This is a genomic window from Qipengyuania benthica (genome assembly GCF_030717865.1).
GTDB classification, from domain to species: Bacteria; Pseudomonadota; Alphaproteobacteria; order Sphingomonadales; family Sphingomonadaceae; genus Qipengyuania; species Qipengyuania benthica.
Genome location: NZ_JAVAIL010000002.1, coordinates 445880 through 467616 on the forward strand (window position 1 = coordinate 445880; position 21737 = coordinate 467616).

The 21737-nt window shown below is 65.8% G+C and carries 19 protein-coding genes; 11 read left to right on the forward strand and 8 right to left on the reverse strand.

Features of this window, described 5'->3' with window-relative positions:
* Nucleotides 1–7 precede the first annotated feature (7 nt).
* The 8 genes from trpE to lexA all read left to right on the forward strand — a co-directional run bounded on the left by trpE (nucleotide 8) and on the right by lexA (nucleotide 7203).
* Nucleotides 8–1522, forward strand: coding sequence for an anthranilate synthase component I (gene trpE, locus Q9K01_RS07435; protein WP_305929898.1), 1515 nt, complete (start codon nucleotides 8–10; stop codon nucleotides 1520–1522).
* Nucleotides 1519–2376, forward strand: coding sequence for a phosphodiester glycosidase family protein (locus Q9K01_RS07440; RefSeq protein WP_305929575.1), 858 nt, complete (start codon nucleotides 1519–1521; stop codon nucleotides 2374–2376). Before trpE ends, Q9K01_RS07440 begins: the two co-directional genes overlap by 4 nt.
* Nucleotides 2373–2972 carry an anthranilate synthase component II gene (locus Q9K01_RS07445; RefSeq protein WP_305929576.1) on the forward strand — a complete coding sequence of 200 codons (600 nt, stop codon included), beginning with the start codon at nucleotides 2373–2375 and terminating at the stop codon, nucleotides 2970–2972. The genes Q9K01_RS07440 and Q9K01_RS07445 overlap by 4 nt, the downstream gene beginning before the upstream one ends.
* Nucleotides 2969–3967 carry an anthranilate phosphoribosyltransferase gene (gene trpD, locus Q9K01_RS07450; protein ID WP_305929577.1) on the forward strand — a complete coding sequence of 333 codons (999 nt, stop codon included), beginning with the start codon at nucleotides 2969–2971 and terminating at the stop codon, nucleotides 3965–3967. The genes Q9K01_RS07445 and trpD overlap by 4 nt, the downstream gene beginning before the upstream one ends.
* Nucleotides 3964–4758: an indole-3-glycerol phosphate synthase TrpC gene (trpC, locus tag Q9K01_RS07455; protein ID WP_305929578.1), complete on the forward strand. Its 795-nt coding sequence runs from the start codon at nucleotides 3964–3966 to the stop codon at nucleotides 4756–4758. Before trpD ends, trpC begins: the two co-directional genes overlap by 4 nt.
* On the forward strand, nucleotides 4758–5234 hold the full coding sequence (gene moaC, locus Q9K01_RS07460; protein WP_305929579.1) for a cyclic pyranopterin monophosphate synthase MoaC: 477 nt from the start codon (nucleotides 4758–4760) through the stop codon (nucleotides 5232–5234). Before trpC ends, moaC begins: the two co-directional genes overlap by 1 nt.
* Nucleotides 5231–6427 carry a molybdopterin molybdotransferase MoeA gene (locus Q9K01_RS07465; RefSeq protein WP_305929580.1) on the forward strand — a complete coding sequence of 399 codons (1197 nt, stop codon included), beginning with the start codon at nucleotides 5231–5233 and terminating at the stop codon, nucleotides 6425–6427. Before moaC ends, Q9K01_RS07465 begins: the two co-directional genes overlap by 4 nt.
* Nucleotides 6428–6513: 86 nt before the next feature.
* Nucleotides 6514–7203 carry a transcriptional repressor LexA gene (gene lexA, locus Q9K01_RS07470; RefSeq protein ID WP_305929581.1) on the forward strand — a complete coding sequence of 230 codons (690 nt, stop codon included), beginning with the start codon at nucleotides 6514–6516 and terminating at the stop codon, nucleotides 7201–7203.
* 18 nt (nucleotides 7204–7221) lie between these two features.
* On the opposite strand, the gene Q9K01_RS07475 is transcribed toward lexA, so the two are convergent.
* A complete protein-coding gene (locus Q9K01_RS07475) occupies nucleotides 7222–9402 on the reverse strand; it encodes a ComEC/Rec2 family competence protein (RefSeq protein WP_305929582.1) in 2181 nt (726 codons plus the stop codon).
* A 28-nt stretch (nucleotides 9403–9430) separates the two neighbouring features.
* Between Q9K01_RS07475 and gltX the strand changes: the two genes are divergently transcribed.
* The gene (gltX, locus tag Q9K01_RS07480) at nucleotides 9431–10882 is read left to right on the forward strand and encodes a glutamate--tRNA ligase (RefSeq protein ID WP_305929583.1); all 1452 of its coding nucleotides are present in this window, start codon (nucleotides 9431–9433) and stop codon (nucleotides 10880–10882) included.
* Nucleotides 10883–10899: 17 nt separating this feature from the next.
* Nucleotides 10900–12186: a citrate synthase gene (locus tag Q9K01_RS07485; protein WP_305929584.1), complete on the forward strand. Its 1287-nt coding sequence runs from the start codon at nucleotides 10900–10902 to the stop codon at nucleotides 12184–12186.
* A gap of 54 nt (nucleotides 12187–12240) precedes the next feature.
* On the opposite strand, the gene Q9K01_RS07490 is transcribed toward Q9K01_RS07485, so the two are convergent.
* The 4 genes from Q9K01_RS07490 to Q9K01_RS07505 form a co-directional block, all read right to left on the reverse strand.
* On the reverse strand, nucleotides 12241–13677 hold the full coding sequence (locus Q9K01_RS07490) for a sensor histidine kinase (RefSeq protein ID WP_305929585.1): 1437 nt from the start codon (nucleotides 13675–13677) through the stop codon (nucleotides 12241–12243).
* Nucleotides 13678–13689: 12 nt separating this feature from the next.
* A complete protein-coding gene (locus Q9K01_RS07495; protein WP_305929586.1) occupies nucleotides 13690–14646 on the reverse strand; it encodes a hypothetical protein in 957 nt (318 codons plus the stop codon).
* A gap of 41 nt (nucleotides 14647–14687) precedes the next feature.
* Nucleotides 14688–15911: a hypothetical protein gene (locus Q9K01_RS07500; protein WP_305929587.1), complete on the reverse strand. Its 1224-nt coding sequence runs from the start codon at nucleotides 15909–15911 to the stop codon at nucleotides 14688–14690.
* Nucleotides 15912–16000: 89 nt separating this feature from the next.
* The gene (locus Q9K01_RS07505) at nucleotides 16001–16312 is read right to left on the reverse strand and encodes an Hpt domain-containing protein (RefSeq protein WP_305929588.1); all 312 of its coding nucleotides are present in this window, start codon (nucleotides 16310–16312) and stop codon (nucleotides 16001–16003) included.
* Between the two features lie 68 nt (nucleotides 16313–16380).
* On the opposite strand from Q9K01_RS07505, the gene Q9K01_RS07510 reads away from it, so the two are divergent.
* Entirely contained in the window at nucleotides 16381–19008 is a 2628-nt protein-coding gene (locus Q9K01_RS07510; protein ID WP_305929589.1) for a coiled-coil domain-containing protein, read from the forward strand.
* 1 nt (nucleotide 19009) lies between these two features.
* On the opposite strand, the gene Q9K01_RS07515 is transcribed toward Q9K01_RS07510, so the two are convergent.
* Genes Q9K01_RS07515 through Q9K01_RS07525 form a run of 3 tightly spaced genes read right to left on the reverse strand, consistent with a single transcriptional unit; the run spans nucleotide 19010 to nucleotide 21730 of the window.
* Nucleotides 19010–19285: a DUF1467 family protein gene (locus tag Q9K01_RS07515; RefSeq protein ID WP_305929590.1), complete on the reverse strand. Its 276-nt coding sequence runs from the start codon at nucleotides 19283–19285 to the stop codon at nucleotides 19010–19012.
* Nucleotides 19286–19289: 4 nt separating this feature from the next.
* Complete coding sequence (locus Q9K01_RS07520; RefSeq protein WP_305929591.1) at nucleotides 19290–20942, reverse strand: ribonuclease J; 1653 nt, start codon at nucleotides 20940–20942, stop codon at nucleotides 19290–19292.
* Nucleotides 20939–21730 carry a type III pantothenate kinase gene (locus tag Q9K01_RS07525; protein ID WP_305929592.1) on the reverse strand — a complete coding sequence of 264 codons (792 nt, stop codon included), beginning with the start codon at nucleotides 21728–21730 and terminating at the stop codon, nucleotides 20939–20941. Before Q9K01_RS07525 ends, Q9K01_RS07520 begins: the two co-directional genes overlap by 4 nt.
* Nucleotides 21731–21737 lie beyond the last annotated feature (7 nt).

The window sequence follows — 21737 nt, forward strand, 5'->3', positions numbered from 1 at the left end:
GGCGGCGCTGACCCGGTCGCAGGGGGCTCAGCACGCCGCAGCCGAACTGAGCGCCGGACGTCCGGCGCTGGTGTGGCGCCGCGTGCTTGCCGACACGCAGACGCCGATCGGCGCGGCGCTCAAGCTGATCGAGCCGGAGCGCGGAGATTTCCTGCTCGAATCGGTCGAAGGCGGCGAGGTCCGCGGGCGCTACAGCCTGCTCGGGCTGGCTCCCGATCTGGTGTTTCGCGCGGACGGGAACGAGGCGCAGATCAATCGCGACTGGTCACAGGATCGCGAGAGCTTTGCGCCCTGCGGCTGCGATACCCTCGCCGCCCTGCGCGCGCTCGTCGCGGAATGCCGGATCGATGTCCCCGACGATCTTCCCCCGGTGCTGTCCTGTCTGGTCGGCTATTTCGGCTACGAGACCGTCGCGCTGGGCGAGGATCTGCCGCGGTCCTCGGGCGGCGGGCTCGGTCTGCCCGACATGATCTTCGTGCGGCCGACGCTGATACTCGTGTTCGACAATCTGACCGACATGCTGTTCTGCGTCGCGCCGCTGTGGTCGAATGTCGATTCGACAATCGCCGAGAGGATAGAGTCGGTCGAAAACCGCATCGACGAGACGCTCGAGCGGCTCGCCCAACCTGCTCCGGCGTCGGCAGCGGTCGCCAGCATTCCTGCACGGGCGGTGCTGAAGCCGGAGGTCGAGGCCGCCGCTTACCGCTCGATGGTCTTGAAAGCGCAGGACTATATCGTCGCCGGCGATATCTTTCAGGTCGTGCTCGCCCAGCGCTTTACCTGCCCTTTCCCCTTGCCGCCAATCGAACTCTATCGCGCCCTGCGTCGGGTGAACCCCTCTCCCTTTCTCTATTTCCTTGATCTTCCAGGATTTTCTGTCGTCGGCTCGAGCCCAGAAATCCTCGTCAGGGTTCGCGATGGCGAAGTCACCATCCGCCCGATCGCCGGGACGCGGCCGCGCGGCGCGACCTCGCAAGCCGATCGCGCCGCCGAGGAATCGCTGTTGGGAGACGCGAAGGAACGCGCAGAACACTTGATGCTGCTCGATCTTGGGCGCAACGACGTCGGCCGCGTCGCGGCGGCTGGCAGCGTTGCCGTGACCGACAGTTTCACCATCGAGCGCTACAGCCATGTCATGCATATCGTGAGCAATGTCGTCGGTCGGCTCGATCCGACAAAGGATGCGCTGGACGCGCTGTTTGCGGGGTTTCCCGCTGGCACGGTCAGCGGCGCACCCAAATTGCGCGCCTGCGAGATCATCGCCGAGCTCGAACCCGAAGCCCGTGGCCCCTATGCCGGCGGGGTCGGCTATTTCGCACCCGATGGCTCGCTCGACAGTTGTATCGTGCTGCGCACCGCGGTGTTGAAAGACGGCACGATGCATGTCCAGGCCGGCGCCGGGATTACCGCCGACAGCGATCCGGACTATGAATTGCGCGAATGCTTCGCCAAGGCGGGCGCGCTGCGCGCCGCAGCCGACGAAGCCTTTCGCATCACCCGAGAGAATGGAGAAAGCCAGTGAAGCGGAGCCTCGTCACCTTGGCGCTTGCGGCCTGCGCGCTCGCCGGCTGCGAGCAACAGCCCGAAGGCGAACCGATCGCCCGCGCCGAGATCGGCGGCAATGCTCTCGGCACCCCGGCGCAGACTGCCTCGCCAGAAGACGCCCAGGCGACGATTGCCAGCCAGGTCGAGTCTGCTTGTCGTTCGGTGATCTTCGAGGATAGCTCGCTTACGCACTGCCTTGCGGTACCCTCGCGCCATCGCATCTCCACCGCACTCGCGGAGGGCGATGGTGAGAACTACCGCAGCCTCTCAGCGCTTGCCGGAGCGCGCGATCCCGAGACCGTCGCCTTTGCGATGAACGCGGGCATGTTCGACGACGAGGGCGACCCGATCGGCTATTACGTCGAGGATTCCGAGCGGCTGAAGACGCTCAACACCCAGGATGGCGAGGGCAATTTCCACCTCGATCCCAACGGCGTCTTCTTCGGTAGCGGCGACAAATGGGAGATCCGCACCACCGCCGATTTCCTCGCCAATGTCAGCGAACGCCCCGATTTCGGCACGCAATCGGGGCCAATGCTGGTCATCGACGGCAAGCTTCACCCCGAGATTTCGACCGATGGCGAGTCCCGTCTGATCCGCAACAGCGTCGGCATCGATGCCAAGGGCCGCGCGCATTTCGTCATATCCAATGCGCCGATTTCGTTTGGCAAGCTGGCGCGGTTCTATCGCGACGAATTGTCGGTCTCCAACGCGCTCTATCTCGACGGCAATGTGTCGGCGCTTTGGAACCCCGCCACCGGGCGGCTCGACAGCGGCGCGGCGATCGGTCCCTTGATCGTGGTCGAGAAAAGGGCGAGCGCCGAGGAATGATCTTCGTCCTCGACAATTACGACAGCTTCACCTTCAATCTGGTCCACTATCTGATGGAGCTCGGTGCCGAGGTGCGGGTCGAACGCAATGATGCGCTCGCGGCGAGCGCGGTGATCGCGAGCGGCGCGCGAGGCGTGCTCATTTCGCCTGGGCCATGCACACCCGACGAAGCGGGTATCAGCCTCGATCTGGTCGGCGCCTGCGCGGATGCACAGCTGCCGCTGCTCGGGGTCTGTCTCGGCCATCAGGCGATCGGCCAGCATTTCGGCGGGCGCGTAGTCCAGGGCGGACTGATGCACGGCAAGACCAGCGCGGTTACCCACGACGGCGGCGGTGTCTTCGCGGACCTGCCCTCGCCCTTCGTCGCCACACGCTATCATTCGCTGGTGGTCGAGGATGTTCCCGAGAGTCTGGTAGTCAATGCCACCAGCGAGACCCCCGGACTCGACGGAACGAGCTCGATGGGTTTCCGCCATCGCGATCTGCCGATCCACGGCGTCCAGTTCCACCCCGAGAGCATCGCCACCGAGCATGGCCACGCGCTTCTGGCAAATTTCCTGCGCCTCTGCGGCATGGATCCAAAGGTGCCGGCATGAACCAGCTTCCCTCCGCCGAGGCACGGCTCGACGAGACCGAAGCGGAGGAAGTCTTCGGCTGGATCCTCGATGGCGAAGTCGCAGACGACGACATCGCGCGCTTCCTGGTCGCGATGACCGAGCGCAGCGAAACCAGCGACGAGATCGCCGGCGCCGCTCGGGCGCTGCGCAGCCGGTTGATCCCGGTCGCCGCGCCAGCCGATGCGGTCGATTGCTGCGGCACCGGCGGCGATGGGCACCACACGCTCAACGTCTCGACAGCGGTCAGCCTGGTGGTCGCATCGACCGGAGTGCCGGTCGCCAAGCACGGCAATCGCGCGGCCAGCAGCAAATCGGGAGCGGCGGACACGCTCGAAGCTCTCGGGCTCGACATGGAAGCCGCTGGACGCAGCGCGGAAAAATCGCTCGCCGAGCTCGGCATCTGCTTCCTGTTCGCCAAGAACCACCATCCCGCAATGGCGCGCATTCAGCCGATCCGTCAGCGCATCGGCAGGCGGACGATCTTCAACCTTATGGGGCCGCTCTCCAATCCGGCGGGCGTCCGGCGCCAGCTGATCGGTATCGCACGCCCCGGCTACGTGCCCATCTACGCCGCCGCCAAGGCGCGGCTGGGCACCGAACGCACCTTCATCGCCTCGGGTGACGAGGGGATCGACGAATTGAGCCTCGCGGGCGGCAACGAGCTCGCGGATGTGCGCGGCGGAGTTTTCGAGATGCGCCGCGTGGACGCAGCAATGGCGCAGCTGCCCCATTCTTCCGTCGAGGCGATCCGCGGCGGCGATGCCACTCACAACGCCAAGGCGCTTCGGCAGTTGCTGACCGGCGCACCTGGTCCGTATCGCGATGCCGTATTGTTCAACGCGGCCGCGACCCTGATCGTCGCTGGCAAGGCAACCGATTGGCGCGATGGCGCCGAGATCGCCCGTGAGGCCCTCGACAGCGGCGCTGCAGAGCGCTTGCTCGAGCGCTGGATCGCGATGGCGGCGGCAGCATGAACAAGCTGCAGGAAATCTGCGCAGTGAAGCGCGACGAGGTTGCCAGACGCCGGCAAGACCGCTCGCTTGACGAGCTCGAGCGCCTGGTGGTCGAGCAAAGCGCGCCGCGCGGCTTCACTAAGGCTTTGGCGCTGGCCTCGCAGACCGGCTTCGGACTGATCGCCGAGATCAAGCGCGCCAGTCCTTCCAAGGGCCTGATCCGCGAGGATTTCGATCCCGCTGCGCATGCCGCCGCCTATCAGGCCGGCGGCGCCGCATGCCTCTCGGTGCTCACCGACAGTCCGTACTTCCAGGGACATGACGATTTCCTCGTAGCGGCGCGCGCCGCTTGCGCGCTTCCTTGCCTGCGCAAGGATTTCCTGGTCGATGTCTGGCAGGTCGCCGAAAGCCGCGCGCTGGGTGCCGACGCGGTGCTGATCATCGTCGCCGCGCTCGACGATTCCCGGATGGCCGAGATCGAAAGCGCCGCTCTGGCCTATGGCATGGATGTGCTGATCGAGGTCCACGACGAGGCCGAGCTCGATCGAGCACTCAAGCTCAGCTCGCGTCTGATCGGGATCAACAATCGCGATTTGCGCAGTTTCGATATCGATCTGGCGACGACCGAACGGCTCTCCCGGCTGATCCCGGAGGGCCGCATGGTGGTCTGCGAAAGCGGCATCTTCACACACAACGACTGCCGGCGGATGGCGCGGCACGGGGTGCGCAGTTTCCTCGTCGGCGAAGCGCTCATGCGGCAGAGCGATATCGAGGACGCCACTCGCCGCCTGCTCACCGGAACGCCCAACTGATGAGCGGGCTGAGCCATCTCGACTCGGAGGGGGCCGCGCGGATGGTCGATGTCTCGGGCAAACCCGACAGTGCGCGCGAAGCGATCGCCGAGGGGTTCATAGCGATGGCGCCCGAGGTTATCGCGGCGATCCGCGCGGGCGATATCAAGAAGGGCGATGTGCTCGGCGCCGCACGCGTCGCCGGGATCATGGCGGCCAAGCGCACCAGCGATCTGATCCCCTTGTGCCATCCGCTTTCGATCGACGGTATCACTCTGGATTTCTACTACGTCGATATCGGTATCCGGGTCGAAGCCAAGGTGCGCACCAGCGGCAAGACCGGCGTCGAGATGGAGGCGCTGACCGCCGCGAGCACCGCCCTGCTCACGATTTACGACATGGCCAAGGCGATCGACAAGGGGATGACCATCGGTCCGCTGCGCCTGCTCGCCAAGAGTGGCGGCAAATCGGGCGAGTGGCTGGCCAAGGACACGTGAGCGGCGCCGGCCTGCTGCCGCTCTCCGAAGCGCAGCAGCGCCTGCTGGCGCTCGCCCGCCCCACCCCGGTAGTCGAACTGCCGCTCGGGCGCTGCCTGGGTCATTATCTCGCACGTCCCTTGACCGCGGTGCGCGGCCAGCCTGCTGCCGATCTGTCGGCGATGGACGGCTACGCAATCCGCTGGGTGGATCTGCCCGGCCCCTGGTCCCTCGCGGGAGAAAGCGCGGCGGGACGGCCGTTCGAAGGTATGCTGCAGCCCGGTCAGGCGGCGAGGATCTCGACCGGAGCGATCCTGCCTGCCGGTGCCGACACGATCCTCGTCCAGGAAGATGCCGAGCGCGACGAACAGACGCTGCGGCTAACCGGCGAGGGTCCCCCCGGTCGAGGCGCGCATATCCGCTGTGCCGGACATGATTTCATGCCCGGCACAGCACTGGCATCCGCAGGTGAAATGATCGACGCGCGGTTGATCGCGCTTTCTGCGATGGCCGGGCATGGCACGCTTCCAGTCCATCGGCGAATACGCGTTGCGATCTTCGACACCGGAGACGAACTGGTCGAACCGGGCATGGCTCTGCCGAGCCCGGCGCATCTCCCGGCGAGCAATGGAATCATGCTTGGGGCGATGCTGGCACAATTGCCGGTCGATACGGCTTCGTCCGCCATCGTTCCCGACCGGCTCGAAGCAGTGATCGAGGCTCTGTCGGCGCACGCCGATGCCGATGTCGTCATCACCACCGGCGGAGCATCGGTGGGCGATCACGATCTGATCCAGCCCGCGCTGAAGCGGCTAGGCGGCAGCGTCGATTTCTGGCGCATCGCGATGCGCCCGGGTAGGCCCGTCATGGTGGCGAGGCTCGGCAAGTCCATCGCCGTCGGCCTGCCCGGTAATCCGGTTTCTGCCTTCGTCACCGCGCAGATGCTGGTCCTGCCGCTGCTGCGCACCATGCTCGGCGCGGCCGTGGCGCTTCCGCAGCCCACCCTGCTGCCCGCGGGCGCGCCGTTTCCTGCGGTGGGCCATCGCCAGGATTTCGTCCGCGCGAGGATCATCGGCGGCGCGATCCACCCACTCGACAATCAGGACAGCGGCGCGCTCCACACGCTGCGGCGGGCCGATGCGCTCGCGATCCGTCCGCCGCACGCCGCCGCAGCCACGACCGGCGACCCCATCGCCTGCCTGCTCCTCTCCTGAGCGGGCTTGACGGCGCTGCATTTGTTTCGTACTTGTTCCGTGTTCGTTCGCCCGGTAAGCCAGGCATCTGACACAAGGACCATGCGATGCTGACCCGCAAACAACACGAGCTGATCCGCTTCATCCAGCTGCGGCTGGAAGAAAACGGCATCTCTCCGTCCTTCGAGGAGATGAAGGAAGCGCTCGACCTCAAGTCGAAATCGGGTGTCCATCGCCTTGTCAGCGCACTGGAGGAGCGCGGGTTCATCCGTCGTCTGCCCAACCGCGCACGCGCGCTCGAGGTGATCCGTACTCCCGAGGACGCCGTGCCCCCCAACCGCAGCCCAAAGCCCGCCAATGATACGGTTTTGCCGCAACTCGCCGCGAAAACGGTGGCGCGCGAACCGGCCAACGACATAATCGAACTTCCGCTGCACGGACGGATCGCTGCGGGCGCGCCGATCGAGGCGATCGAGGGGCAGACCAGCCTTCCCGTGCCCGCTGCGCTGCTCGGCCCCGGCGACCATTATGCGCTCGAGGTCTCGGGCGATTCCATGATCGAGGCGGGGATTTTCGACGGCGATTTCGCGCTCATCCGCCGCACCGATACGGCGCGCGATGGCGAAATCGTCGTGGCTCTGGTCGATAACGAGGAAGCGACGCTCAAATATCTGCGCCGGCAGGACGGTCGGATCACGCTGGACCCGGCCAATTCCTCCTACGAGCCGCAGGTCTATCGTGCGGAGCAGGTGCAGGTCCAGGGCAGGCTCGCGGGGCTCCTGCGCCGCTACCACTGAGCGCCGCCGAGCGCCACGTCAGTCGGGTGTTCCACGCCACCAGCCATGCGTGCCCTGGCTTTGTGCCACCGTGCGCACTTCGCCATCCGCGAGATAGACCAGTGTCCCGCCCTCGCGCTCGAGAAACCGCCGGTCGGCCTTGAGCCACAGCGGGCGGCAGCTGCGCGGGAGGAACCGGTCGGCCACCACGATATGCGCACGATCGCAGGCCGCCGCGAGCGCGCGCTCCTCGACCATTTGGCGATTTCGTCCGATCAGCACATGCCAGACACGTTCCCTGCGGCGCAGTGTGATGGTGCAGAATTCCGGCGTGCAACGCGCCTGCGGCCAGCGGTCGAGCGGGATCACTGCTCCATCGGAACCCGCCATCTCGAGCAGATTGTCACGTGCGTAGGAGCTGCGGCTTTCGCGCAGGACCAGCAAACGCTCGTCCTCGCCGACGATGCCGAGGTGGCGCCCGTCGCGAGTGATCAGCAAATCGGCCTTGGGCGTGGCAAGGAACATTCCCACCCCGAGCACCACCGGCACTAGGCCCCAGGCGCGCACCCGTCCCCGCCATAGGGCGATCCACAAAAGCCCGGCCAACATCACCAGCAGCGTGCCCAGGCGCATCTGCGGCATCAACTGCACCGCTCCGGGTTGTTCGGCAACGAAGCGCGCAAGCGCAAGCAGCAGGTCGAGGGATTGTCCCACCAGCCACCACACCGGCTGCCCGAGGCCGACCAGATCGAGCATCAGCGCCAGCGCAAGCAGCGGCATCGTGACGAATGTCACGAGTGGGATTCCCACTACATTGGCGAAGGCTCCGTAGAAACCGGCGCGGTGGAAATGGAACAGCACCACCGGCATCAGCGCGAATTCGATCAGCAGGCCGGTGAGGAACAGGATCGCCACGCGTCTCCCCGTTCTCGCGAGCCAGCTCTCCTCGCGCGCGGCGAGGAAGCGCTTGACCCAGCCCGCGCCGCTCAATGCCACGATGGCGATCACTGCGGAAAAGCTCATCTGGAAGCTGGGCCCCACCAGCGCCTCGGGCCAAAGCAGCAGCACCGCGAATGCCGCGACCGCGACCATCCGCATCGACAGCGGCTCACGCCCCAATGCGATCGCCAGAAGTACCAGCAAGGCCCCGATGCAGCTGCGCACCGTGGGCACCTCGGCACCGGTCAGCAGCGTATAGCCGATCCCCGCGAACGCCCCGATGCCGGCGGCGACCAGCGGCAGACGCACCCGCAGCACCAGCCATGGCCACGCCCCCAGCAGCTTCATCGCGAGAAAGAACGCTGCGGCGATCACCGCGCTGACATGGACGCCGCTGATCGAGAGCAGATGGTAGAGCCCCGAGTCGCGCATCGCCGCATCGTCCCCCTCCGCGATCGAGCCGCGATCGCCACTCGCGAAGGCTGCGGCGATCGTCCCCGGCGATCCGTCCAGTCTCTCGCGGACATGCGCGCTGAGCCGTCGCTGCGCGAGCGCCAGCGCGTCGTCCTGGGTGGCAGGTTCGACCAGTTCGATGTCGCCGATCAGCGATCCCGTCGCGGCAAAGCCCTCGAACCAGGCGGCGCGGGCGAAATCATAGGTCCCCGGCAGGATCGGCGATGCCGGTGGCATCAGCCGTGCCCGCAGCCGGATTCGCGCGCCTTCCGTGAAGGTCGCGGAATCCTTTCCCAGCGGGACGTTGACACGCACCTTCATGGCTCGCGCTCGCTCCGCCTCGCGAACCGCCAGTACCAGCCGGACCCGGCCCTCCGCGGGCTGTTCGTCGCGCTCGAGTATTCGCGCGTCGAGTTGGGCCGCGCGCGCGAAGGCGATCGCCGGCGCGCCGACCATCTCCGAACGCACCCAGATGGTGGTCAAGCCCGCCGGCAACACGATGCAGAGCGACACCGCGGTCACAAGCAGTCGCACACGGTCGTCGCGGCCGCGCCATAGGGCTACCGCAGCCATCGCGGACAGCATGCACAGCGCGACAAAACCCAGCCATTGCAAGGCGCTGTCGAGCAAGAACCAGCTGCCGATTCCGGCCGCGAAACCCACAGTGAGCCAGGGTCCCCGGTCGAACCCCGATCTGGCGAGGAATGCTTCGCCGGCATCGCCCAAGCTGGACAAGCGGAGCCGCTTGCGCCATGGGCGCTGCACTGCAGCATCGCCTGGCCCCCCGGCCCCCGGATGCGGCACCTCCGGCGCTGTCTGCGTCGCCATGCAGCCACTTGAAGGGAAACGCGAGACGATGGCAAGCGATAGCATTGCGACAGCACAACAGGTCGTGACGCGCTTCGCCCCCTCGCCAACCGGTTTCCTGCATATCGGGGGCGCACGTACGGCGCTGTTCAACTGGTTGTTCGCCCGGCATCACGGCGGCAGGACGTTGCTTCGGATCGAAGATACCGACGCCAAGCGCTCGACGCAGGAGGCGATCGACAAGATCCTCGAGGGGCTCGACTGGCTCGGCCTCGATTATGACGAACCGCCCGTCTACCAGTCCCAGCGCGCCGGTCGTCACCGCGAAGTGGCGCTCACGCTGCTCGAGGCGGGGCACGCCTACAAATGCTTCGCGACGCCCGAGGATCTGGAGGCGATGCGCGCGGAGCAGCGTGCCGCCAAGCAGCCGATGCGCTACGACGGGCGTTGGCGCGACCGCGATCCGGCGGAGGCACCGGAAGGCGCGCCCTACACCGTTCGCCTCAAGACCCCGACCGAGGGCGAAACGGCGATCGACGATGCCGTTCAGGGCCGAGTGACGGTGCGTAACGCCGAGATCGACGACTACATCCTGCTGCGCGCCGACGGGACGCCGACCTATATGCTCGCGGTCGTGGTCGACGATCACGACATGGGGGTTACCCATGTGATCCGCGGCGACGACCACCTCAACAACGCCTTCCGCCAGCTGCCGATCTACCATTCGATGGACGCGATCGAGGGCGGCTGGCCTCAGCCCGTCTACGCCCATGTCCCGCTGATCCATGGCGCCGATGGCGCCAAGCTCTCCAAGCGCCACGGGGCCGTGGGCGTCGAGGCCTATCGCGACGAGGAAGGCGTGCTGCCCGAGGCGCTGTTCAACTATCTCTTGCGGCTCGGCTGGGGCCATGGCGATCGCGAGGAGATCACCCGCGACGAGGCGGTCGAGCTGTTCGATCTCGACGGCGTCGGCAAGAGCGCCTCGCGCTTCGACATCAAGAAGCTCCAGAACCTCAACGGCCACTATATCCGCGAGGCCGACGATGCGCGGCTGGCCGAACTGGTCGCCGAGCGGATCGGCGCGCAAGCCGACCGCGATCTGCTCACCCGCGCGATGCCCGTGCTCAAACCGCGGGCCAAGCAGCTGGGCGAACTGGCCGAGAGCGCGAGCTTCCTTTTCGCCACCCGCCCGCTCGCAATGACGGAGAAGGCCGAGGCGCTTCTGGACGACGAAAGCCGGGTCCGGCTGGGTCATGTCGGCGCCGCTTTGCGCGGTGAAAATGACTGGACAATCGACCCCCTCGAGACCAGTATCAAGGCGCTTGCGGAACGCCTCGAACTCGGGCTCGGCAAGCTAGCCCAGCCCATGCGCGCCGCGCTCACCGGGACGACCACATCCCCGGGCATTTTCGACGTATTGGTCCTGTTGGGGAAGGACGAGTCGCTCGCGCGAATCGACGCGCAGGCCACCGATCCCGCAGGCGTACGGAACAACAGTTAACAGCCAAGGAGGCAGCCATGACCGACAAGCAGGCCAAACTCGAGATCGGCAACGACAGTGTCGACTTCCCCGTGCTCCAGGGCAGTTGCGGACCCGACGTAGTCGACATTCGCAAGCTCTACGGATCGACCGGCAAGTTCACATTCGATCCCGGCTACAAATCGACCGCAAGCTGCGAAAGCGCGCTGACCTTCATCGATGGCGAGGAAGGCGTCCTGCTTCATCGCGGCTACCCGATCGGGCAACTGGCCGAGAGTTCCAGCTTCATGGAAGTCTCCTACCTGCTGCTCAATGGCGAACTGCCCAGCCAGGCCGAACTCGACGATTTCGACTACACGATCACGCGGCACACCATGCTGCACGATCAGCTGCGACAGTTCTATCAGGGCTTCCGGCGCGATGCGCATCCGATGGCGATCATGTGCGGCGTCGTCGGCGCGCTCTCGGCCTTTTATCACGACAGCACCGATATCTCGGACCCAGAGCATCGCAAGATCAGTTCGCACCGTCTGATCGCCAAGATGCCGACGATCGCGGCCTGGGCCTATAAATACTCGATCGGTCAGCCGTTTCTGCAGCCCGACAACTCGCTCAGCTACACCGGCAATTTCATGCGCATGACCTTCGGCGTCCCCGCCGAGGAATATGAACTGCACCCGGCGGTGGAGAAGGCGATGGACCGGATCTTCATCCTCCATGCCGATCACGAGCAGAACGCCTCGACCTCGACCGTGCGCCTGGCGGGTTCGTCGGGGGCCAACCCCTTCGCCTGCATCGCGGCGGGCATCGCCTGCCTTTGGGGTCCGGCGCATGGCGGCGCGAACGAGGCGGCGCTCAACATGCTCAAGGAAATCGGCACCCCCGACCGCATCCCGCACTATATCGAGCGCGCCAAGGACAAGAACGACCCGTTCCGCCTGATGGGCTTCGGTCATCGCGTGTACAAGAATTACGACCCGCGCGCGACGGTGATGCAGAAGACCGTGCGCGAGGTGTTCGAAGCGCTCAACGTCACCGACCCCGTCTTCGAGACCGCGATGCAGTTGGAAGAGATCGCGCTCAACGACGATTATTTCCGCGAGAAGAAGCTGTTCCCCAATGTCGATTTCTACTCCGGGATCATCCTTTCCGCGATCGGCTTCCCGACCACGATGTTCACCGCGCTGTTCGCGCTGGCGCGCACCGTCGGGTGGGTGTCGCAGTGGAACGAGATGATCTCCGATCCCGGCCAGGTCATCGGTCGTCCACGCCAGCTCTACACCGGCCCGACCGAGCGGGACTATGTGCCAATCGACAAGCGCTGAGCGTCGATCATACCGATTTGAAGGAAAGGGGCGCTTCGGCGCCCCTTTTTTGTGTCACTTGCCCTCGGGCACTTCGACAATAGTTGCGTCGGGCCCCTCGCGCGGTCGGCTTCGCAGTTCCTCCGCTGCGGGCACGGACAGGGTAAAGCGGGCACCTTGTCCAGGAGCGCTTTCGACGGTCAGGTCGCCATCCATCGCGCGGGCGATCCGACGCGAAATATAGAGTCCCAGCCCCGAGCCGCCATCGCCGCTGCGTCCCAGGCGCTCGAACTTTTCAAACACCTTTTCCTGCTGATCCTCCGGGATGCCATGGCCCTGATCGGCCACCGTGATCATCGCGCGTTGCCCGATGCGGTCGAGTCGGATCCACACCTGGCTGCCTTCGGGTGAGTAGCGGATCGCATTGTTGATCAGATTGATGAGGATCTGCAGCACCCGGCGGAATTCGGCGATCGCCAGCTGCCCCTCGCCCTTCACCGGCGGAACCAGCGTGGTGCCCTTTTCCCGCGCGCGGACCCCGAGTATCCCGCAGGCCTGCCGCGCCACGTCGCCCAGATCGATCCGGTCGGGGGCAGTGACGAAATCTTCCGACTCGACGATTTCGAGATCGGACAGATCGTCGATCAGCGACAGCAGGTGCTGGCCGGCACTGGCGATGTCGGCAGCGTAATCGCTGTATTCTTCCGCCAGCGGCCCAGCGAGCTTCGTGCGGATGGTCTCCGCATTGGCGATGATCCGGTTGATCGGTTGGCGCAACACCGGGGAGATATCCCTACCCAGCGAAGGGGCGTCAGGGGTTTTCGTCTCGCCCAGGTCAAATTCGTGAAAGCCGAGCGGCTTGTTCGCCGAAAGGTGCAGCACGAAGCCTGCACTTCCGGGCTCGGGCTGGCCGAGCGGTTCCAGATGCGCCGTCCAACTCCGCTTCGATCCCTCAACCGTACATTCTGCACCGTCGAGCAGCCGCCAGTGTAGCGGCTGGAGGTGGGTGTTCCCCGGGAAATCGACGAAATCGGTCCATGGCCGGCCGGTACCGCCCTGCATCGCCAGTTCCAGCCGGGTGAGGTCGGGTGCATCGACTTCGACCGAGAGGACGTTCTGATCGGGATCGAGCCGGGCGGCGAGATCCGACAAATTGCGGGCGATCTCGCTGCGCCGCCGGGCCGCTTCGACCTCGTCTTCGCGCGGCATCTCCTCGGTCTGCCACGAGACGATCGCCAGTTCGCAACCGGCCACCGAACCGTCCGTCGCGGTGGTCGGCTCGATCTCCACCCACGCGGTAATCCTCTCCTCGCCATCGATAGCGCAGAACTGCCGGGCCAATCGCAAGCCGTAGCGCTGAGCTTTGGTGACCAGAGCCAGCAGCTCGGGGATGGCGACCGTTCCGCCGATGTCCCCGCCACAGGCGTGCTGCAGTCCCGCAAGCGGCTCGTCGGCTGCGGTCAACAGGCCCTCGGCATCGACCATGCCATGCGCCAGATAGCGTGTTCCCATCGTTGCCATCGTTCAGGTCCCGTCCCGGACCAGGCCAAGGCTGGTTGCCTGCGCAAGCAATTGCGCGGCCTCGCGCGTGCCGATCTGTTCGAGACCTTGCGGCGGCAGTTCGTGGGGATGGATACGCAACAACTGCGCTTCGACTTCCTGAGGCTTGAGGCCGACCGCGCGCAAGCACAGCGCCAATCGCGCAGCCTGCTGCTCATTGGTCGCCAGCGCCACAATGTCGCGGCTTTGTCCCGAACGCAGCGCCAGCGCGGACAGGAACAGCGCCACCCCGCCCTGATCGATAGCCAGCGCAGCGCTGGCGCCCGACCCCAGCGTCGTGACCAAGCGGCCGAGCAGAGACAGCCGTCCCGCCCGCTCGTCGAAATCCGAGCGCAGCTTGCCTTCGGCTCGCGTGAGTGCATCCGAGCGTTCGTCGCGGTTGAAGCTGCGCCAGGCGAGCAGCGCTTCATGGAGCAGATCGCCAGGGAGCTCCGCGAGCGGCATTTCCATCCTCCGTTGTGCTTGCGCAAAGCGTGCCTGCGCGGCCATCGCGGCCATCGCGGCGCTAGCGATCTGCGTGTCCTGGTGTCCGATCAGCGTCTGCATGAGCGGCGACAGCACCGGGTCGAGCGCGCCCTCTTCTTCCAGCGCCGCGGCAAGCCGCCATTCCATCGCGAGCGCATGGCAATGCGCCACCAGAAGGGGATTTGCGAAAAAATGCTCGGCCAGCGACTCACCCTGTTCGGCGGCGAACTGCTCGCGCCCCTTCCGACCCGTCGCCTCGGCCTGGATGCGCAGGATCTGCCACGCGAGATGGATCAGCATACCGCGGACTCGGGCCACGATCGCGTCGCTGAACAGCGACTGATCGCGCGCGGAGAGCAGGTGCCCTAGAATCGGAGCGGTCCGGCCCAGCGCCCGGTCCCCCCGCGCCAGCGCGACGCGCAGCGCGTCGCCTTCGGGCCACTCGGTTTCAGCCATCGGTCGGGGCTCGATCATGGGTTGCGCGTAGCATGGCGTGGTTAACCCGCCGTTAGCTCGCGCTCTCCTGCATCGCGGAGGAAGAGCGAGCCCAGCACGAGCAGGGAGAGCGCCGCACAGGCGAATTGGGCGATGCCGAAAAAGGCGGCGGGCAGCAGCACGGCGAGCAGAACGATCCGGTCGGCGTAGAGTGCATGCCAGCTGGCCGGGCGGCCCCGAGTTTCGGATTGCAGCGTGAGGTGCTCGCCGAGCCGCAGCAGGCCGAACAGAAGCGTGGGAATGAAGAGGCGCAGCCAGTCGGGCCCTTGGACCGGCATGTTCAAGCCAATCAGGGCGACCAGCAGCAGGTCGGCGCCAGCGCGCAGCGTCGCATCGACACCGAAGCGCCTCGCGCGATTGCGCGGCACGCGTCCCAACCGCTGGACCACCCCGGCAAGCGGTAGCAGCGCAGCCATGATCGTTCCCAGCGACAGCGCCACCAGCGGCTTGCCGATAACCGCCAGCAGCCCGGCCAGCACCCCTGCGCCGACCGCAGCGAAGAGCGGAACTCGTTCGAATCGGGTACCGACGATGTCGCGCGCCAACCGGCCGCCGATCCGCTCCGCCGTAGCCAGACCCGGTGCCGCAAAGGAAACCGGCGAGACCTGCTCGGAAATCCAGCGCTTCTCGCGCGCCAGGATTGTCGCCTGATCGGCCCGCTGGAGCCAGTCGCCATTCGCGAGCAGCGCCGGATCGAGCGGCGTTTGGCGGCTTCCCGCCTGCAGAGCGATCCGCAGCAGCGCCGAGGCGGCGTCGGCGTCCGGCGGCAGGTCCGACAGCCGTTCGACAGCCTGACCACGCGTCCGCAGCATGCCCGCCCATGCGCGCTCGCCATCGATCCGCTCGAAACCCAGGCGAAGCGCCGGATCAATCGGAAAGGTCAGCACCGCTGGCCGTTCGGCAAGCTGCCCCACGGCCTCTACGGCAGAGGGCAGCAGACCGTCGGCGATCACAAACACATCGTCGCCTGCCTTGACCAGACCCGACAGCCGACGAAGATCTTCGATCGCCTGGAAGCGGACACCCACCGCTTCGGCGCGATGCTGGCAGGCGATGACATCCTGTCCCAGTCCGCCCACCAGACAGGCGACGCTCTCGCAGCCCAGGTCGATCGCGCAATCGAGCTGATGCGACAGGATCGTTCGTCCGGCGAATATCCGGAACGCCCGCTTGCGGCCGCGCTGGTCGGGATCTTCGGCAAGGGCAGTCAGGATGGCGATGCGCAAAACTGGCGGTTTCCCCGGATCGGCTTGAGTTCGCAATTGGCCGCGAACGATAGGGACAAGCGTAGCGCCTGCCAAATCTCAAAGCGCCGCTATCGGTTCACCCGCCCGCCAATCTCGTCCAGATGCGCCGAGATTTCTCGCATGATCGAAGGATCGCCGGGCGCGCCACTACGCGCCTGTTCGGCGAAAGCCATCAATTGCGTCGCATGAAACCCGCCCGCGAGCGCATGCAGCCGCCGCGCCGCCATCTGCCAATTCGCGTCGCAGCGCGCGCGGTGCATGAGATCGAGCTGGCGTTCGGCGCCTTCCAGAAACCCCGCCCGCAGTTCGCCGTGGAGCGCCCCGTCGTCGCCAGCGGCGGCCGCCAGTGCGGCTTCGAAGGGCCCTGATTGGAATGCCATGCGAAATCCCTAGTCGGCCGTGGTTAAAACAGGGTTTAACCCCGGCACTTGTGTGATAGTTTCGAGACATGAACACAGGTCCGCATATTCGCGCCATCGAGGGGGACGGATCCGAACCGTCTTCCGAAACGCTCGTCCAGGAGGAAGCGGAGAGCGGTGCTCCCGTAGAGGAATACGCGCTTGAACAAGATCTCGAAGAGGTCGAGATTGCATCTTCAAGCGACGCTTTTGGTTGGCTAATCCCTGCCGCGGCGATACTTGTCATCTTGGGCTGGACAGCATTTTTCGGCTGGGCCAACCGTGCCACCATGCTGACGGACGGCACGGCGCAGCAATGGATCGGCTGGATCTCCGCTTGGGCCATACCCGTGCTGCTGGTGCTGGCCGTCTGGTTGCTGGCGATGCGCACCTCGGCACGCGAAGCGCATCGCTTCGGCGATGCAGCGCGGGTACTCGGCGTGGAATCTCAGCGGCTCGAGGAGCGGCTGGACAGGATCAATCGCGAACTCAGCATGGCGCGCGATTTTCTGACGACGCAGAGCCGCGAGCTGGAATTCCTCGGCCGGTCGGCGAGCGAACGCATCTCCGAACATGCAAACCACCTGCAAGAGCTGGTGCAGGACAATGGTGCTCAGGTCGAAGCGATCGCCAACGTGAGTACCACCGCGATGGAGAACATGGCGAGGCTGCGCGACAACCTCCCCGTCATCGCCACCTCCGCGCGCGATGTCTCGAACCAGATCGGCAGCGCGGGCCGCACCGCGACAGCCCAACTCGACGATCTGGTGTCTGGTTTTTCACGCCTCAACGAGTTCGGCGAAGCGAGCGAACGGCAGGTGGGGTCGCTGCGGGGGCGGATCGAAGGTGCGCTCGACGATTTTGCTGCGCGGCTCGACCAGATCGAATCCGCAGCTTCGGAACGCTTCGCGGCACTGCGCACCGACAGCGAAGCTTTCCGAACCGAGCTCGACACGCGCGAGATCGATGCGCTCGCCCACATCCGGACACGCGCGACCGCCTTGCGGAGCGAGATGAACGAACTTGCGCAGGCCCAGCGTGAAAACGAGGACACCGCCCTCGTGGATCTGCGCGCAAGGGTCCGGGTACTGCGCGACGACGCTGCCGCCACCGCTCGAGCGGTCCGCGATGGCGAGGAAGCGGCACTGGCGGCATGGCGCGGCCAGATTGATGCACTGCACGAGCGGCTGACCTCGGTGATCGAGGAGGTTTCGGGGATGGAGGACCGGACGCGCGATGCATCGAGCCGCAAGCTGGCCGCGCTTGTGGCCGAGGCCGAGGATGCCGACCGCGGTCTCGCGCAACGCGAGGAGGCCTTCGGCACAAGCCTCGCCGAACGCCGTGAGGAATTGGCCGGGTTGGAGGACGCCGCCCTGGCGGCGCTCGACGAGCGTCTTGTCCAACTCGACCGTACGCTGGCCGACCGGCGCGACCGGCAGGCTGTGCATATCCGCACCCTCGCCGAACAGGGCGAAGCGCTGGCGGAGCGAATCGCGGAACTCGGCGCGCAGATGGGCGCGGTGTCCGATCAGAGTCGCGAAACCGGAGACGTTCTCGCTCTCGCAGTCGCCAATCTGCGCGACACGCTGGCGCAGAGCCGCGGCTCGCTCGACGGCACCGACAATGCCGTGGCCGAACTCACCGATGCCAGCGTGCGGCTCCTCGAATTGATCCAGGCGAGCGCCCGCCATGCCAAGGACGATCTGCCCTCAGCGATCGCCGGTTTCGAAAACCGCCTCGCCGATGCCGAAGGGCGCACCGATCGCCTGCGGGCGACGATGGACGAAGCCCGGGAGGCGGGCACCGCGCTCACCGAGGCCGTCGATTTGGCGGGCGAACACAGCCGCGAAGCCATCGCTGCCATCGGCGAATTCCGCACAAGCCTTTCGGGTACGATCGCCGAGCAGGCGGAGGCGCTCGACAGTCTGCGCGATCGCCTCGACAATCTCGATGCGCAAAACGCCAGCGTGGCCGAGCGGGCCCGCGAGGAACTGACCGCGGCGATCGGCGAGTTGGAACAACGCGCGCGCAAAGCGCTCGTTGCGGTCGAGGACGAACAGGCGATCCGCATTCGCAAGCTGGCCGACCGGGTCGGCGAAGCCAGCGCGGCGGCGATCGACCGCGCGGTGGAAGAGCGCGCCGGAGCGGCGATCGGCTCGCTCGACGAGGCCAGCGACCGCGCCACCTCCGCAAGCCGCGAGGCGGCGCTGTTCCTGCGCGATCAATTGATCAAGGTGAACGAGCTGGCGAGCAATCTGGAGAATCGGGTCAGCCGCGCGCGCGAAATGGCGGAGGAACAGGTCGACAATGATTTCAGCCGCCGGGTCGCCCTGATCACCGAATCGCTCAATTCCAACGCCATCGATATCGGCAAGGCACTGTCGACCGATGTCACCGATCGGGCGTGGACGTCATACCTGCGGGGCGACCGGGGTATCTTCACGCGGCGCGCGGTGCGACTGCTGGACAACACAGAGGCACGCGAAATCGCCGAAATCTACGACGCCGATCCGGATTTCCGCGAGCATGTCAGCCGCTACATCCACGATTTCGAGGCTATGTTGCGCACGCTGCTGTCCACGCGCGACGGGCATGCGCTGGGGGTGACGGTGCTGAGCTCGGATATCGGCAAGCTCTACGTTGCGCTGGCGCAAGCCATCGAACGATTGCGCGAGTAGTCTAGTCTTCTCTGCCGATTCCGGCGAAATCGAGATCGTCGGCGGTGATCCACCCGGACTCGTAATTGGCTACATAGAGCGCGGTCAGCGCGGCGGCGATGACCGTTGCACGCAGCATCAGTCTGCCGGGCCGGAAATTGGCAGGTGCGCTGTCGGCCTGGCCCGGCACCTTCTCCACGCCGAGTTCGTCATGCGTTCGAACCCCGAAGGGCAGCAACAGGAACGCCGTCATCACCCAGACTAGGAAATAGATCGCGACGATCGAAGTCCACTGCATGGCGTCAAGCCTCGCGCGGCATCAGCACGCGCACCTGCGGCTTCTTGCCCGACCAGCGCTGTGCGGCGCGGCGCGCGGCAAGCCGCGCGGCCTCGTGGATTTCTCCGCGATTCTGGCGCGACTTGCCCTTCAGGCGAGCGATGGCCTTGACCACATCGGCCTCCGCTTCGGCCACGAATGCGTCGTAATCCTCGTCCAACGGGAGGCCGACACCCTCGATGCGCGGCTGCAGGCGCTCGTCGAGCGCCACGATCAGCACGCCGTCGAGCGCAATTCGGCGACGCATGGTGATCGCATCGCCATCGGCGGGGAGAATGATGTCGCCATCGAGGAGCAGACGGCCGGTGCGAACCTCGGCGATCTTGCCCGGCTTGCCCGGAGCGATGCGAACCACATCGCCGTTCTTCTGATAGACCGAATGCGGGATGCCGTGCGCGCGACCGAGCCGCGCCTGCTCCTGCATATGGCGGACCTCGCCGTGGACAGGCACCAGCACCTCGGGCTGCAGCCATTCGTAGAGCGCTTCGAGTTCCGGGCGACCGGGATGACCGGAGACGTGGATCTCGCCCTCGCGACCACTCACCAGCACGATCCCGCTCTCGGCCAATTTGTTCTGGATTGCGCCGATCGCGACTTCATTGCCCGGAATCTGGCGGCTGGAAAACAGGATCACATCGCCTGGCGACAATTCGATCGGATGATTACCCTCGGCGATCCGCGCCAGCGCCGCGCGAGGTTCGCCCTGCCCGCCGGTGGCGACGATCAGCACCTCCCCGCGCGGGAGGCCCATCGCGGTGTCGAAGTCGATCGGCTTGGGCAGGTCCTGGAGATAGCCATTGTCCTGCGCCACCTCGATGATGCGGTCGAGCGACCGCCCGGCAACGCAGAGCTGGCGGCCGGTTTCGCGCGCAACTTCGCCCAGCGTGTGCAGCCGCGCGACATTGCTGGCGAAGGTCGTGACCAGCACGCGGCGGCCGGAGTGCTTGCGGACCTCCTCGAGCAGGCCCCGATAGACGGCACCTTCGGAACCGCTCGGCTTGGGGTTGAATACATTGGTGCTGTCGCAGACCATCGCCAGCACGCCCTCCTCGCCGATCTCGCGCAATTCTTCCTCGGTGGTGGGCTCGCCCACTATCGGGTCCTCGTCGAGCTTCCAGTCGCCGGTGTGGAACACGGTGCCATGGGGCGTGTCGATCAGCAGCGCATGGCCCTCGGCGATCGAGTGCGCCAAGGGAATATAGGTCACCTCGAATGCGCCGACCGAGAACTGGCCGTGATCGTGATCGATGATGTTGAGTTCCACCTCGTCGACCAACCCCGCCTCCTGCAACTTGCGGCGGATCAGATCGGCCGTAAAAGGCGTGGCATAGAGCGGCACGCCCAGTTCGGAGGCGAAATAGGGGATCGCGCCGATATGGTCCTCATGGGCGTGGGTCAGCACGACCCCGTCGAGGGTGTCGGCGCGTTCTTCGATGAAGTCGAGGTCGGCAAACACCAGATCGACGCCGGGATATTGCCCTCCCGAGAAGGTCATCCCCAGATCGACCATCAGCCAGCGACCGCGGCAACCGTAGAGATTGACGTTCATGCCGATTTCGCCCGAACCGCCGAGCGCCAGGAACAGCAATTCGTCTTCGGGGGTGAAGTCTTTTTTCAAGATATGTGCCGATCTGCTAGAATGGCCAGGCCTTCGAGCGTCAGCTCGCTGTCGACATGGTCGAAGAGGGTGGTGTGATCGTCGAACAGGACCGCGAGTCCGCCGGTGGCGACCACTTTGCAGGGTCTTCCGATTTCCGCTTTCATCCGGGCAACAAGTCCTTCGATCATGGCAATATAGCCCCAGAAAACGCCGATCAGCATCTGATCCTCGGTGTTGCGACCGATGACGCTGTCGCTGCGCGGCTTCTCTATGGCAATGCGCGGCAGTTTGGCGGTGTTCCCCACCAGCGCGTCGAGCGACAGATTGATCCCCGGAGCGATGATGCCGCCCTTGTAGGCGCCGGTGAAATCCACTGCATCCACGGTGGTGGCGGTGCCGAAATCGATCAGGATCAGATCGCCTTGGTAGCGGGCGTGCGCGGCGATGGCGTTGAGCGCGCGGTCGGCGCCGAGCGAGCGTGGCTCCTCGACATCGACCTCGAAGCCCCAGCCGTCTTCGCCCGCCCCGGCAACGATCGCCTCGACGTCGAAATACTTGCGCGCGAACAGCGTCAGATTGTGGATCGCCCGCGGAACCACCGAACCGATGATGAACCGGTCGACGTCGTCGCGGCTGTAGCCCTCGATCTGGAGCAGCTGGAGCAGCCAGACCGCATATTCGTCGCCCGTCCGGCGCGGATCGGTGGCGATCCGCCAGCGGGTCCGAATCGTGCGCCCTCCCTTCCCGTCCATTTCGAACAGGGCGAAGACGACGTTGGTGTTTCCGACATCGGCGACGAGCAACATGGGCATT